8 protein-coding genes, 6 tRNA genes, 3 rRNA genes and 1 pseudogene are annotated in these 12,800 nt (G+C 52.5%); 12 read left to right on the top strand and 6 right to left on the bottom strand.

All coding sequences use genetic code 11. The features are described from left to right. Positions 1 to 65: 65 nt before the first annotated feature. The 5 genes from csrA (at position 66) to mgtE (ending at position 2,593) form a co-directional block, all read left to right on the top strand. Positions 66 to 254, top strand: coding sequence for a carbon storage regulator CsrA (gene csrA / locus PST29_RS31290; protein WP_002554426.1), 189 nt, complete (start codon positions 66 to 68; stop codon positions 252 to 254). A 62-nt stretch (positions 255 to 316) separates the two neighbouring features. Further along, positions 317 to 407: transfer RNA gene (locus tag PST29_RS22395), tRNA-Ser, on the top strand. Positions 408 to 514: 107 nt separating this feature from the next. Continuing rightward, positions 515 to 591: transfer RNA gene (locus tag PST29_RS22390), tRNA-Arg, on the top strand. A gap of 72 nt (positions 592 to 663) precedes the next feature. After that, positions 664 to 740, top strand: a tRNA-Arg gene (locus tag PST29_RS22385). Between the two features lie 410 nt (positions 741 to 1,150). Continuing rightward, positions 1,151 to 2,593, top strand: coding sequence for a magnesium transporter (mgtE, locus tag PST29_RS22380; RefSeq protein ID WP_060840590.1), 1,443 nt, complete (start codon positions 1,151 to 1,153; stop codon positions 2,591 to 2,593). 109 nt (positions 2,594 to 2,702) lie between these two features. On the opposite strand, the gene PST29_RS22375 is transcribed toward mgtE, so the two are convergent. Continuing rightward, positions 2,703 to 3,029: an Arc family DNA-binding protein gene (locus tag PST29_RS22375; RefSeq protein WP_016968184.1), complete on the bottom strand. Its 327-nt coding sequence runs from the start codon at positions 3,027 to 3,029 to the stop codon at positions 2,703 to 2,705. 379 nt (positions 3,030 to 3,408) lie between these two features. Here PST29_RS22375 and phnN point away from each other — a divergent pair, with 379 nt between their 5' ends. Further along, positions 3,409 to 3,990 carry a phosphonate metabolism protein/1,5-bisphosphokinase (PRPP-forming) PhnN gene (phnN, locus tag PST29_RS22370; RefSeq protein ID WP_060840589.1) on the top strand — a complete coding sequence of 194 codons (582 nt, stop codon included), beginning with the start codon at positions 3,409 to 3,411 and terminating at the stop codon, positions 3,988 to 3,990. Here phnN and PST29_RS22365 read toward each other — a convergent pair. Continuing rightward, positions 3,965 to 4,144, bottom strand: coding sequence for a PA3371 family protein (locus PST29_RS22365; RefSeq protein WP_060844374.1), 180 nt, complete (start codon positions 4,142 to 4,144; stop codon positions 3,965 to 3,967). The genes phnN and PST29_RS22365 overlap by 26 nt on opposite strands. 282 nt (positions 4,145 to 4,426) lie before the next feature. Then, a complete protein-coding gene (locus PST29_RS31970; RefSeq protein ID WP_148659670.1) occupies positions 4,427 to 4,648 on the bottom strand; it encodes a hypothetical protein in 222 nt (73 codons plus the stop codon). A 45-nt stretch (positions 4,649 to 4,693) separates the two neighbouring features. On the opposite strand from PST29_RS31970, the gene PST29_RS22360 reads away from it, so the two are divergent. Beyond that, a tRNA-Arg gene (locus PST29_RS22360) sits at positions 4,694 to 4,770 on the top strand. A gap of 135 nt (positions 4,771 to 4,905) precedes the next feature. Here the strand turns inward: PST29_RS22360 and PST29_RS22355 are convergent. The 3 genes and pseudogenes from PST29_RS22355 to PST29_RS22345 all read right to left on the bottom strand — a co-directional run. After that, the gene (locus PST29_RS22355) at positions 4,906 to 5,268 is read right to left on the bottom strand and encodes a hypothetical protein (RefSeq protein WP_060844373.1); all 363 of its coding nucleotides are present in this window, start codon (positions 5,266 to 5,268) and stop codon (positions 4,906 to 4,908) included. Positions 5,269 to 5,312: 44 nt separating this feature from the next. After that, complete coding sequence (locus tag PST29_RS22350; protein ID WP_060844372.1) at positions 5,313 to 5,927, bottom strand: recombinase family protein; 615 nt, start codon at positions 5,925 to 5,927, stop codon at positions 5,313 to 5,315. 563 nt (positions 5,928 to 6,490) lie between these two features. Further along, positions 6,491 to 6,838: pseudogene (locus tag PST29_RS22345) on the bottom strand (tail assembly protein); the annotation flags it as partial. A 559-nt stretch (positions 6,839 to 7,397) separates the two neighbouring features. On the opposite strand from PST29_RS22345, the gene PST29_RS22340 reads away from it, so the two are divergent. The 5 genes from PST29_RS22340 (at position 7,398) to rrf (ending at position 12,599) form a co-directional block, all read left to right on the top strand. Further along, a 16S ribosomal RNA gene (locus PST29_RS22340) occupies positions 7,398 to 8,936 on the top strand. 123 nt (positions 8,937 to 9,059) lie between these two features. Next, positions 9,060 to 9,136 (top strand) — tRNA-Ile (locus tag PST29_RS22335). Between the two features lie 10 nt (positions 9,137 to 9,146). Next, positions 9,147 to 9,222: transfer RNA gene (locus tag PST29_RS22330), tRNA-Ala, on the top strand. Positions 9,223 to 9,443: 221 nt separating this feature from the next. After that, a 23S ribosomal RNA gene (locus tag PST29_RS22325) occupies positions 9,444 to 12,335 on the top strand. Positions 12,336 to 12,483: 148 nt separating this feature from the next. Then, positions 12,484 to 12,599: ribosomal RNA gene (gene rrf / locus PST29_RS22320) — 5S ribosomal RNA — on the top strand. Together the 16S, 23S and 5S rRNA genes with 2 tRNA genes alongside form the textbook arrangement of a ribosomal RNA operon. Positions 12,600 to 12,800 lie beyond the last annotated feature (201 nt).

Raw genomic sequence — 12,800 nt, 5'->3', positions numbered from 1 at the left:
GTAGGCCGACACCCTTTTTTTTGCAGACTGTAGTCCCTGAAAATGTAATGCGTGAGGAGATAGGTATGCTGATTCTGACTCGTCGGTGCGCAGAAAGCCTGATCATTGGTGATGGCGAGATCACTGTGACCGTGCTCGGCGTCAAAGGTAATCAAGTGCGTATTGGTGTCAACGCCCCCAAAGAAGTGGCGGTTCACCGTGAGGAAATTTACCTGCGGATAAAGAAAGAGAAGGACGAAGAACCAAGCCATTAATTTTTATCGTTTTTTTTGTTTGCAAACGGGGAGAAAGCTGGTTAATATACGCCCCGTGTTGCGGAGAGCTGGCCGAGTGGCCGAAGGCGCTCCCCTGCTAAGGGAGTACACCTCAAAAGGGTGTCGGGGGTTCGAATCCCCCGTTCTCCGCCATTATTTGCTTAGTACGTTGTAATCTGGCTTCTTCTGTAAGTTGTTGAAATTACTAGAAAAAGTGCTTGACAAGAAGATTAAACGGCCTATAATGCGCGGCAACAAATGCACTCGTAGCTCAGCTGGATAGAGTACTCGGCTACGAACCGAGCGGTCACAGGTTCGAATCCTGTCGAGTGCACCATTTAAGAGTTAGTTGCAGCGATGTAGTTAACTTGGCTTCAACCAGTTGTGGTCTGGTCTAAAAACACAAAATGCACTCGTAGCTCAGCTGGATAGAGTACTCGGCTACGAACCGAGCGGTCACAGGTTCGAATCCTGTCGAGTGCACCATACACCAGAAAGCCCGCATCGAAAGATGCGGGCTTTTTGCTTTCTGCGATTTACCCATCTATCTCTCTTCTTGCGGTTTGGGGCTGGAACGGCTTGGTTCGTCGGCAGTCGAATAGCCAGCCTGCCTCCAGGTTTTTTCTGTTGGCATGTGTTTTCTGTTTCGGCGCGGGCGTCGCAGTTTCACAGATTCGGACGCTGCTTAGGTTTGTGTCGCAAGCGCTTGTTCTTGCCACGATTTTTTAACGTTTAAAGCTGCCAAGGGGTGTATCATTGCGCCCGTCAGCCCCGCCGGGGCTTGTGGAATACCTCCATGGACTTACCCAGTAGTTATTCAGTATCCCGTTTTCACAATCATGAACTGACTGATTGATCCTTCCGGCGTGCTCCTCTGCTGGGAGTGGAGTTCGCCTATGACCGAAGTAGAAGTAAAGAAGACGCAGGAAAGCCTGCAAGACCGCCTCGCTCAAGTCGTTGAGCTGCTGCAGCGCCAGCGGGTAGTCGAAGACCTGACACACCGTCAGGAAGGTCACCACCACGATCGGGTCGAGAACCTGGTCCACCGGCAGAATCTCGTCGAGTTGCAGCGCAAGCTTGATGATCTGCACTCTGCCGACGTTGCCTACATCCTTGAAGCCTTGCCGCTGGAAGAGCGACTGACCGTTTGGCAATTGGTCAAGGCTGAGCGCGATGGCGACATTCTTCTCGAAGTATCCGATTCCGTTCGTGAAACCCTGATCGCCGACATGGATGATCATGAGCTCCTGGCCGCTGCCAAGGAGATGGACGCTGACGAACTTGCTGACTTGGCTCCCGAGCTGCCGCGAGACGTTGTCCATGAGCTGATGGAGGCTCTCGATGGCCAGCAGCGTGAGCGTGTTCGTTCTGCGCTGTCTTATGACGAGGAGCAGGTTGGTGCGTTGATGGACTTCGAGATGGTGACGATCCGCGAGGATGTCAGTCTCGAAGTCGTGCTGCGTTACCTGCGCCGGCTCAAGGAGCTGCCTAGTCATACCGACAAGCTGTTCGTGGTGGATTACGACGGTGTGCTCAAGGGCGTGCTGCCGATCAAGCGCCTGTTGGTCAATGATCCGGACAAGCAAGTCTCGGAAGTCATGGCCAGCGATCCGGTGAGCTTTCATCCTGATGAGGATGCCTATGACGCGGCTCAGGCATTTGAGCGCTATGACCTGATTTCTGCTCCTGTGGTCGATAAGAATGACAAGTTGATCGGTCGTTTGACCATCGACGAAATGGTCGACCTGATTCGTGAAGAGAGTGAAACCGAAGTCCTCAATATGGCGGGTCTGCGCGAGGAGGAAGATATCTTCGCCTCGGTCTGGAAGTCCTTGCGCAACCGTTGGGCCTGGCTGGCCATCAATCTGATCACGGCGTTCGTTGCGTCGCGCGTGATTGGTCTGTTTGAAGGTTCCATCGAGAAATTGGTAGCCCTGGCTGCCCTGATGCCGATTGTTGCCGGTATTGGCGGCAACTCGGGTAATCAGACCATCACCATGATCGTTCGGGCCATGGCCTTGGATCAGGTAAGCACCGGTAATACTTCGCGCTTGATGCGCAAGGAGCTGGCGGTGGCTCTGATCAATGGCCTGGTCTGGGGAGGGGTGATCGGTGTTGTTGCCTATATGCTCTACGGGAGCTGGTCGCTGGGAGTGGTGATGACTGCTGCGATGACCCTGAACCTGTTGCTGGCAGCTTTGATGGGGGTTCTGATTCCCATGACTCTGGCGCGCCTGGGGCGCGATCCGGCAATGGGGGCTAGCGTAATGATTACGGCCATGACCGATAGTGGCGGTTTCTTTATCTTTCTCGGCCTGGCGACAATCTTCCTGCTTTGACTCTTCCTTCATGCATGGGTAACCCGCGAAGCGCCTTTATGGCGCTTCGTTGTTTTTATCGCAGGCAAAAAAAAGCCAGCAACTAGGCTGGCTTGAGCATTCTGGGGAGTCAGTTGGCGTCTGCGGCCATTTCAGCGTCGTGGGCTATCAGCGAAACCAAAGCGTTTTGCTGACGATGTGAAAGTTGGCGGAAGCGTTGAAGTAGTTCGCGCTCATGCAAGGACAGCTCTGGGCTGTCCAGGCGCATGCTCAACTCTTCACCCAAGGCGCCTTCCTGAATAAGACTCTGTTCCAGGCGCGCGATGATTTCGGAGTTCATGCTGCGGTGATGATTGCGAGCCACCTCGGCAATGCGTTCACGCATCCCGTCGGGTAGACGTACGACGAACTTGTCAGCCGTACGGCTGGAATAAATTGCCTGTTTCAATGGGCGCATATATTTAACCGGTTAGTTCAGGGGAGCGGTTCTCGGAATTGGCCGCGAGCTGTCTTTTAGGACAAGCCGTATTGCCAAATGTTCAACCTGAATTGTTAAGAGGCCCGCATCATGCCTCAAAATTGCCAGATCCTTGGCGTCAATTCTGTGACAAATATTGAACTGGATAAAGGCGTTATGCCAGCACCAATTATCAGAAATGCGGACTGGTTTGAAAAGATCGCCGACTCCACATTGTGGGCCGCATTCTCCCATCCGACGGGGGTGTTAGTGCACGGACGAGCGTGCATGCTATGTGGATGAGAGCGTAATCCCTACTTGTTTAGAGGATAGTGGCAAATGGCCGATTTACTAGTTGGGCTGTCCTGGGTGGCGACTCATGCCGGGTAGGGTGATTTATCTGATGGGGCCCTCAGGAGCCGGCAAGGATAGCTTGATTGATGCGGCCAGGCAGCCTATCAGCACATTGGGGTGTGAGGTGGCAAAAAGAGTGATCACCCGCTCGGCTGAGTCTGTGGGCGAGGAAGCGCTCGAAGTTACGTCCGAGGAATTTGAACGGCGTGTCGCGTTGGGTGAGTTTGCTTTGTTCTGGCGTGCCAATGGTTTGGGTTATGGCATTCCCAGGCAGATTGATGCTTGGCTGGCGCAGGGGCGAAATGTCCTGGTCAATGGTTCTCGAGGGTATTTGCGTCAGGCGCGAAAGCGCTATCCCGATCTGATTCCTATAGTTCTGACGGTCGATAACGAAGTGCTGCGCCGGCGTTTGCTGCGTCGTGCCAGGGAAAGCCTACCGGAGATTGAGCGTCGTCTGCAGCGCAACCAGCAGTTTGTCAGTGCTGCCTGGCTGGATGAAGAGCGTGTCATACGCTTGGATAATTCGGGTGCGCTCGAGGCCACTTTAGTGCGTCTGTTGGCCATACTCCGTGAGCAGGGTGTCAGCGCAGTACCGGGTCAAACTTGATCTTGCGTCCGGCCAGAAGTGCCAACAGGAACAGGCCGAACATCGAGCCGCAGATGATCAGCGCAGCATTTCCTAGTGAGTCGTCAGGTAGTAGCAAGGCGGAAATGCCGCTGAGTAGAGTCAGAAAAAGCAGGCTTTTGGCTGCATTGGACATGATGGTTCCTGGGGCGCGTTATTAAATAGCCCAGCGTATATTTTGTTTGGTGCTGGGTTGCTGCTGATGCTGTCTATTGGGCTGTTGGGCAGAAGAGCTGGGCTGGGTGTTGATTATCGACAGGTACGGTTTAGGGTCTTGCTTGTAATTAGGAGGGACGGGCTGGCAGATCTGGCGTTGTCTACGGGTTGAAGGTGCAAGGTCGCAAGCACGATGGTGGCGATCACATTCAATAGAAGCAGAGCACTGTGTATGGGCGTTATCTCTGCATTCTTCATCTGCTTACTCAGGCAGCTCGCGTGCCAGGAGTTTATCCTTAAATAAACCCTTTAAAAACAAAGGCTTGATTTGGTGGCGAAAGAGCGGCCAATTGTATTTTGCAAGGATTGCTGTTGGTGGTGATGCAATTTGCAAGCTGGGATCGTCAGCTAACAAATCGCTTCTGGCTGTTCGTGTAAAAAGCCCTATGGATGACATGACAAACGTGGCCTTGGCCGTTAACATGCTCGCCGTCCTTTACGCCTGACATCCTCAGGTGCTCGTTGTTTTGTCTCAGTAGCTCAATTGGATAGAGCATCCCCCTCCTAAGGGGAAGGTTGGCAGTTCGAACCTGCCCTGGGACACCATATAAATCAAGGTCTCCAGCAATTTAAGCCCTCAGCGTCAAAACCACATGGGTGCAGGGTGGGTGCAAAAGGATTGCTTCAGGCAACAAAAAGCCCCGCTCAGGATCTGCTGGCGGGGCTTTTTTTATTCTCTATTTATGGGGCTGGCGGATAAAGCTCGCCATCATCACCCTGGGCTTTCGCGCCAAGTCGACTCGCGACATCGATCATTTTTTTTATCGCGTCATCAGAAGGGTTTTTGGTGTAGAGCTCACCCAGTATCGGGTTAAACCAGATTGGGAATGTCTCTGTGCCTAGCGATACTAAAAAATCGTTCTTGGTATTCTTCGTGTCCGGAGTGATCTGAGGGTCTTGGGCAATGTATTTTTCCCAGTCTGAAATGCTGATGGTTGGCCCATCTTCGTCTGCCCAAAATGCCTTTCGGGTGATGTGTATATCGTACCCAGCAAAAACTGCGCTGCTGGTTAATGCCAGAAAGAAAAAAGCTATTACCCGCATACCAGATCCATCCGTTTTTAGTGTTGAAGGCTTCCAGAATTGAGCTAGGCGACCAAGTCTCTAATTCTGAGAACGGTGGTGGTGGAGCAGTTGGCGTGTCGAGCTGTTGCGCGAATGCCGAGGCCGGCGCCGAGCAGTTCGGTCACGCGCTTATGCAGATCGGCATCTACCGGGCGCCCCTGGTATTTACCGGCTGCCTTGGCCTTCTCGATACCCTGGGCCTGCCGGTCGCGGCGCTGCTCGTAATCCTTGCGTGCGATAGCCGCCATCATCTCCAGCAGCATTGAATTGATGGCGCCCAGCATCCGCCTGGTGAACTCGTCGCCTTTGGTGTCCTGCATTCCCTGGTGGCTGGTCGGCAGGTCGAGCGCGACGATGCGCAGGCCCTTGGAGTCGATCGCGGCCTTGAGCTTTTGCCAGTCCTCAACCGGGAGGCGGGAGAGGCGGTCTATCGACTCCACCAGCAACACGTCCCCCTTGCGGGCATCCTTCAGCAGGCGCAGCAGCTCGGGCCGGTCGGCGGTGGCGCCGCTGGTATTCTCCAGGTACACGCTTGCAATGACCTTGTTATGGTCGCTGGCGAACTGCTCGAGCGATGCCCGGGCGCGGCCGGCGTCTTGCTCTTCGGTGGATGCTCGGAGGTATGCGCGGATGAACATGATGGATGCCTGTATCAGTTAGGGCGTTCTACTAATACTGTTGTACTTTGGGTGTCACTTATCAAGCGAAAAGCCCGAGAAAGGCAAAATAAGCCTGTATCTGGATAGGCATACACAAAAAAACCGGCTGCATATACGGGCCGGTTTTTTGGATGAAGCTGAGGGTACGAACAACGTACTTACTTGCGTAGCACAACGTCTGCGGTCAAGAGACAGTCGCTGCCGTGGAATTCTGCTGTCTTCCAGCCTTCTTTTAGGGCTTGATCATTGAACCAGTTCCGCACTGGGTCAGTTACTTTCTGCCGCTTATCTGTTGGGTTCGCCCGATTGTAATTCCCCAAAACCTGATTCGCCTTTGCGATAACCGTTGGTGAGTTTGGGGAGCAATCGCTTGGGTCTGGAAACTCAAAGGGACGTCCTGCCATGACACTTTCCTATCTGTGGTTTGTTTCTACTCTTATAGCTTTTTGATATCACTCTGTGAATTTAGCCTTTGGTGGAAAGGTCGTAGATGAATTTTTGTGTTAGCGATAACTTCTTGATTGATGATTACGTGATCATTTTTACATCTGGTCTTCGGAGTAGATCCCGGCGCTGATCACCGCGCTGCCGACGATCATACGGCCATAGAGCAGCGGGACAGGGTTGCCTTGGACGCTAGTGTTCACGGCACCGTTGAAGCTGTAGCTGGGTCGGTTGTTTGGGCTGTCCTGGGTGCCTAGGCCTTTTGCTTGGGGGCTGAGCATCTGAATGACACCACCGGCTAGCATGGCAAGCCCTGCGGGCAGCAGAGGCTGGTAAACAAGTCCTACGACGACGAGCACTGCACCGACAATAGTTTGCAGTAAGCCAGCTTGCTTAGAGCCTCTAATGACCGGTGATATACGAATCACTCCTTTGCCGGTGGGCTGTTGCCGCTGACCGAAAACTGACCCAGTAAAGGCTGTTCTGCCGACTGAAACCTGATGCCTTCGGTGTGTGCGTTGCTCTCTGGACGTCAACGTCATTGTTCGGTCGCTGCTGTAATGGCCTGGTTTCATTGCTGGAGTGCTGCGTCGCTCGTGAAGGTTATGGCAGCGTGCTTTCGCCTTGTTAACGATTCGATCGTCTCGGTCGAAAGCGGTTAAAAAGAGGTGTTGACAGCAGCGTGTAACGCTGTAGAATTCGCCTCCCGCTAACGAGAGATCGAAAGCGCAAGTGGTTGAAGTTGTTGAGGAAATCTTCAAAAACTTCTTAAAAAATCGCTTGACAGTAAATGAGGCTGCTGTAGAATGCGCGCCTCGGTTGAGACGAAAGATCTTAACCAACCGCTCTTTAACAACTGAATCAAGCAATTCGTGTGGGTGCTTGTGAAGTCAGGCTGATAGTCAAAAAGATTATCAGCATCACAAGTTACTCCGCGAGAAATCAAAGATGTAACCAACGATTGCTGAGCCAAGTTTAGGGTTTTCTCAAAACCCAAAGATGTTTGAACTGAAGAGTTTGATCATGGCTCAGATTGAACGCTGGCGGCAGGCCTAACACATGCAAGTCGAGCGGCAGCACGGGTACTTGTACCTGGTGGCGAGCGGCGGACGGGTGAGTAATGCCTAGGAATCTGCCTGGTAGTGGGGGATAACGTCCGGAAACGGGCGCTAATACCGCATACGTCCTACGGGAGAAAGTGGGGGATCTTCGGACCTCACGCTATCAGATGAGCCTAGGTCGGATTAGCTAGTTGGTGAGGTAATGGCTCACCAAGGCTACGATCCGTAACTGGTCTGAGAGGATGATCAGTCACACTGGAACTGAGACACGGTCCAGACTCCTACGGGAGGCAGCAGTGGGGAATATTGGACAATGGGCGAAAGCCTGATCCAGCCATGCCGCGTGTGTGAAGAAGGTCTTCGGATTGTAAAGCACTTTAAGTTGGGAGGAAGGGTACTTACCTAATACGTGAGTATTTTGACGTTACCGACAGAATAAGCACCGGCTAACTCTGTGCCAGCAGCCGCGGTAATACAGAGGGTGCAAGCGTTAATCGGAATTACTGGGCGTAAAGCGCGCGTAGGTGGTTTGTTAAGTTGGATGTGAAAGCCCCGGGCTCAACCTGGGAACTGCATCCAAAACTGGCAAGCTAGAGTATGGTAGAGGGTGGTGGAATTTCCTGTGTAGCGGTGAAATGCGTAGATATAGGAAGGAACACCAGTGGCGAAGGCGACCACCTGGACTGATACTGACACTGAGGTGCGAAAGCGTGGGGAGCAAACAGGATTAGATACCCTGGTAGTCCACGCCGTAAACGATGTCAACTAGCCGTTGGGAGCCTTGAGCTCTTAGTGGCGCAGCTAACGCATTAAGTTGACCGCCTGGGGAGTACGGCCGCAAGGTTAAAACTCAAATGAATTGACGGGGGCCCGCACAAGCGGTGGAGCATGTGGTTTAATTCGAAGCAACGCGAAGAACCTTACCAGGCCTTGACATCCAATGAACTTTCCAGAGATGGATTGGTGCCTTCGGGAACATTGAGACAGGTGCTGCATGGCTGTCGTCAGCTCGTGTCGTGAGATGTTGGGTTAAGTCCCGTAACGAGCGCAACCCTTGTCCTTAGTTACCAGCACGTTATGGTGGGCACTCTAAGGAGACTGCCGGTGACAAACCGGAGGAAGGTGGGGATGACGTCAAGTCATCATGGCCCTTACGGCCTGGGCTACACACGTGCTACAATGGTCGGTACAAAGGGTTGCCAAGCCGCGAGGTGGAGCTAATCCCATAAAACCGATCGTAGTCCGGATCGCAGTCTGCAACTCGACTGCGTGAAGTCGGAATCGCTAGTAATCGCGAATCAGAATGTCGCGGTGAATACGTTCCCGGGCCTTGTACACACCGCCCGTCACACCATGGGAGTGGGTTGCACCAGAAGTAGCTAGTCTAACCTTCGGGGGGACGGTTACCACGGTGTGATTCATGACTGGGGTGAAGTCGTAACAAGGTAGCCGTAGGGGAACCTGCGGCTGGATCACCTCCTTAATCGACGACATCAGCTGCTTCATAAGCTCCCACACGAATTGCTTGATTCATTGAAGAAGACGATAGAAGCAGCTTTAAGCTCCAAGCTGATAGCTCCAAGCTAACAGTTACAAGCTCGAAATTGGGTCTGTAGCTCAGTTGGTTAGAGCGCACCCCTGATAAGGGTGAGGTCGGCAGTTCGAATCTGCCCAGACCCACCAATTTTGTTATGGGGCCATAGCTCAGCTGGGAGAGCGCCTGCCTTGCACGCAGGAGGTCAGCGGTTCGATCCCGCTTGGCTCCACCATAAACTGCTTCTGAAAGCTTAGAAATGAGCATTCACATTGAATGTTGATTTCTAGTCTTTTGATTAGATCGTTCTTTAAAAATTTGGGTATGTGATAGAAAGATAGACTGAACGTTACTTTCACTGGTAACGGATCAGGCTAAGGTAAAATTTGTGAGTTAAATTGCAAATTTTCGGCGAATGTCGTCTTCATAGTATAACCAGATTGCTTGGGGTTATATGGTCAAGTGAAGAAGCGCATACGGTGGATGCCTTGGCAGTCAGAGGCGATGAAAGACGTGGTAGCCTGCGATAAGCTTCGGGGAGTCGGCAAACAGACTTTGATCCGGAGATCTCTGAATGGGGGAACCCAGCCATCATAAGATGGTTATCTTGTACTGAATACATAGGTGCAAGAGGCGAACCAGGGGAACTGAAACATCTAAGTACCCTGAGGAAAAGAAATCAACCGAGATTCCCTTAGTAGTGGCGAGCGAACGGGGACTAGCCCTTAAGTGGCTTTGAGATTAGCGGAACGCTCTGGAAAGTGCGGCCATAGTGGGTGATAGCCCTGTACGCGAAAATCTCTTAGTCATGAAATCGAGTAGGACGGGGCACGAGAAACCTTGTCTGAATATGGGGGGACCATCCTCCAAGGCTAAATACTACTGACTGACCGATAGTGAACTAGTACCGTGAGGGAAAGGCGAAAAGAACCCCGGAGAGGGGAGTGAAATAGATCCTGAAACCGTATGCGTACAAGCAGTGGGAGCAGACTTTGTTCTGTGACTGCGTACCTTTTGTATAATGGGTCAGCGACTTATTTTCAGTGGCGAGCTTAACCGAATAGGGGAGGCGTAGCGAAAGCGAGTCTTAATAGGGCGTCTAGTCGCTGGGAATAGACCCGAAACCGGGCGATCTATCCATGGGCAGGTTGAAGGTTAGGTAACACTGACTGGAGGACCGAACCGACTACCGTTGAAAAGTTAGCGGATGACCTGTGGATCGGAGTGAAAGGCTAATCAAGCTCGGAGATAGCTGGTTCTCCTCGAAAGCTATTTAGGTAGCGCCTCATGTATCACTGTAGGGGGTAGAGCACTGTTTCGGCTAGGGGGTCATCCCGACTTACCAAACCGATGCAAACTCCGAATACCTACAAGTGCCGAGCATGGGAGACACACGGCGGGTGCTAACGTCCGTCGTGAAAAGGGAAACAACCCAGACCGTCAGCTAAGGTCCCAAAGTTATGGTTAAGTGGGAAACGATGTGGGAAGGCTTAGACAGCTAGGAGGTTGGCTTAGAAGCAGCCACCCTTTAAAGAAAGCGTAATAGCTCACTAGTCGAGTCGGCCTGCGCGGAAGATGTAACGGGGCTCAAACCATACACCGAAGCTACGGGTATCACGTAAGTGATGCGGTAGAGGAGCGTTCTGTAAGCCTGTGAAGGTGAGTTGAGAAGCTTGCTGGAGGTATCAGAAGTGCGAATGCTGACATGAGTAACGACAATGGGTGTGAAAAACACCCACGCCGAAAGACCAAGGTTTCCTGCGCAACGTTAATCGACGCAGGGTTAGTCGGTCCCTAAGGCGAGGCTGAAAAGCGTAGTCGATGGAAAACAGGTTAATATTCCTGTACTTCTAGTTATTGCGATGGAGGGACGGAGAAGGCTAGGCCAGCTTGGCGTTGGTTGTCCAAGTTTAAGGTGGTAGGCTGGAATCTTAGGTAAATCCGGGGTTCTAAGGCCGAGAGCTGATGACGAGTTACCTTTTAGGTGACGAAGTGGTTGATGCCATGCTTCCAAGAAAAGCTTCTAAGCTTCAGATAACTAGGAACCGTACCCCAAACCGACACAGGTGGTTGGGTAGAGAATACCAAGGCGCTTGAGAGAACTCGGGTGAAGGAACTAGGCAAAATGGCACCGTAACTTCGGGAGAAGGTGCGCCGGTGAGGGTGAAGGACTTGCTCCGTAAGCTCATGCCGGTCGAAGATACCAGGCCGCTGCGACTGTTTATTAAAAACACAGCACTCTGCAAACACGAAAGTGGACGTATAGGGTGTGACGCCTGCCCGGTGCCGGAAGGTTAATTGATGGGGTTAGCTAACGCGAAGCTCTTGATCGAAGCCCCGGTAAACGGCGGCCGTAACTATAACGGTCCTAAGGTAGCGAAATTCCTTGTCGGGTAAGTTCCGACCTGCACGAATGGCGTAACGATGGCGGCGCTGTCTCCACCCGAGACTCAGTGAAATTGAAATCGCTGTGAAGATGCAGTGTATCCGCGGCTAGACGGAAAGACCCCGTGAACCTTTACTATAGCTTTGCACTGGACTTTGAATTTGCTTGTGTAGGATAGGTGGGAGGCTTTGAAGCGTGAACGCCAGTTTGCGTGGAGCCATCCTTGAAATACCACCCTGGCAACTTTGAGGTTCTAACTCAGGTCCGTTATCCGGATCGAGGACAGTGTATGGTGGGTAGTTTGACTGGGGCGGTCTCCTCCTAAAGAGTAACGGAGGAGTACGAAGGTGCGCTCAGACCGGTCGGAAATCGGTCGTAGAGTATAAAGGCAAAAGCGCGCTTGACTGCGAGACAGACACGTCGAGCAGGTACGAAAGTAGGTCTTAGTGATCCGGTGGTTCTGTATGGAAGGGCCATCGCTCAACGGATAAAAGGTACTCCGGGGATAACAGGCTGATACCGCCCAAGAGTTCATATCGACGGCGGTGTTTGGCACCTCGATGTCGGCTCATCACATCCTGGGGCTGAAGCCGGTCCCAAGGGTATGGCTGTTCGCCATTTAAAGTGGTACGCGAGCTGGGTTTAGAACGTCGTGAGACAGTTCGGTCCCTATCTGCCGTGGACGTTTGAGATTTGAGAGGGGCTGCTCCTAGTACGAGAGGACCGGAGTGGACGAACCTCTGGTGTTCCGGTTGTCACGCCAGTGGCATTGCCGGGTAGCTATGTTCGGAAAAGATAACCGCTGAAAGCATCTAAGCGGGAAACTTGCCTCAAGATGAGATCTCACTGGGATCTTGAATCCCCTAAAGGGCCGTCGAAGACTACGACGTTGATAGGTTGGGTGTGTAAGCGCTGTGAGGCGTTGAGCTAACCAATACTAATTGCCCGTGAGGCTTGACCATATAACACCCAAGCAATTTGCTTAAGAAGCGAGTTGCGGTGTGTGAAGACGAAACGAACCGAAAGTTTGCACCGCTCACAAAGCACACAAACCTATTACATACACATTCGCTGGCACGTTGCATAAGCAACGGACTGGCTACCGAATTTCTTGACGACCATAGAGCGTTGGAACCACCTGATCCCATCCCGAACTCAGAAGTGAAACGATGCATCGCCGATGGTAGTGTGGGGTTTCCCCATGTGAGAGTAGGTCATCGTCAAGATTAAATTCCGAAACCCCAATTGCGAAAGCAGTTGGGGTTTTGTTTTTGCGCTGCAGAAAAGCTGCGCTGCTGCAGCCGGCCATGACCGCTCGGCTGCGGCTGGCAGCGCCCCGCGACAGTGCCTGGGTTGCGGCCTACCCCCGCTGTAGCGGGCTCTACCGCCATTGGCTTGAAAGGGAGGGGACGGTCGACTGAGTGCAC

The organism is Pseudomonas sp. St29 (assembly GCF_001547915.1).
Classification (GTDB): domain Bacteria; phylum Pseudomonadota; class Gammaproteobacteria; order Pseudomonadales; family Pseudomonadaceae; genus Aquipseudomonas.
This window is presented reverse-complemented; position numbering and strand designations above follow the sequence as displayed.

Coding starts and splice junctions, on each gene's coding strand:
- csrA (WP_002554426.1), top strand. CDS start 66: ATGCTGATTCTGACTCGTCGGTGCGCAGAAAGCCTGATCATTGGTGAT.
- mgtE (WP_060840590.1), top strand. CDS start 1,151: ATGACCGAAGTAGAAGTAAAGAAGACGCAGGAAAGCCTGCAAGACCGC.
- PST29_RS22375 (WP_016968184.1), bottom strand. CDS start 3,029: ATGCGCCCATTGAAACAGGCAATTTATTCCAGCCGTACGGCTGACAAG.
- phnN (WP_060840589.1), top strand. CDS start 3,409: ATGCCGGGTAGGGTGATTTATCTGATGGGGCCCTCAGGAGCCGGCAAG.
- PST29_RS22365 (WP_060844374.1), bottom strand. CDS start 4,144: ATGTCCAATGCAGCCAAAAGCCTGCTTTTTCTGACTCTACTCAGCGGC.
- PST29_RS31970 (WP_148659670.1), bottom strand. CDS start 4,648: ATGTTAACGGCCAAGGCCACGTTTGTCATGTCATCCATAGGGCTTTTT.
- PST29_RS22355 (WP_060844373.1), bottom strand. CDS start 5,268: ATGCGGGTAATAGCTTTTTTCTTTCTGGCATTAACCAGCAGCGCAGTT.
- PST29_RS22350 (WP_060844372.1), bottom strand. CDS start 5,927: ATGTTCATCCGCGCATACCTCCGAGCATCCACCGAAGAGCAAGACGCC.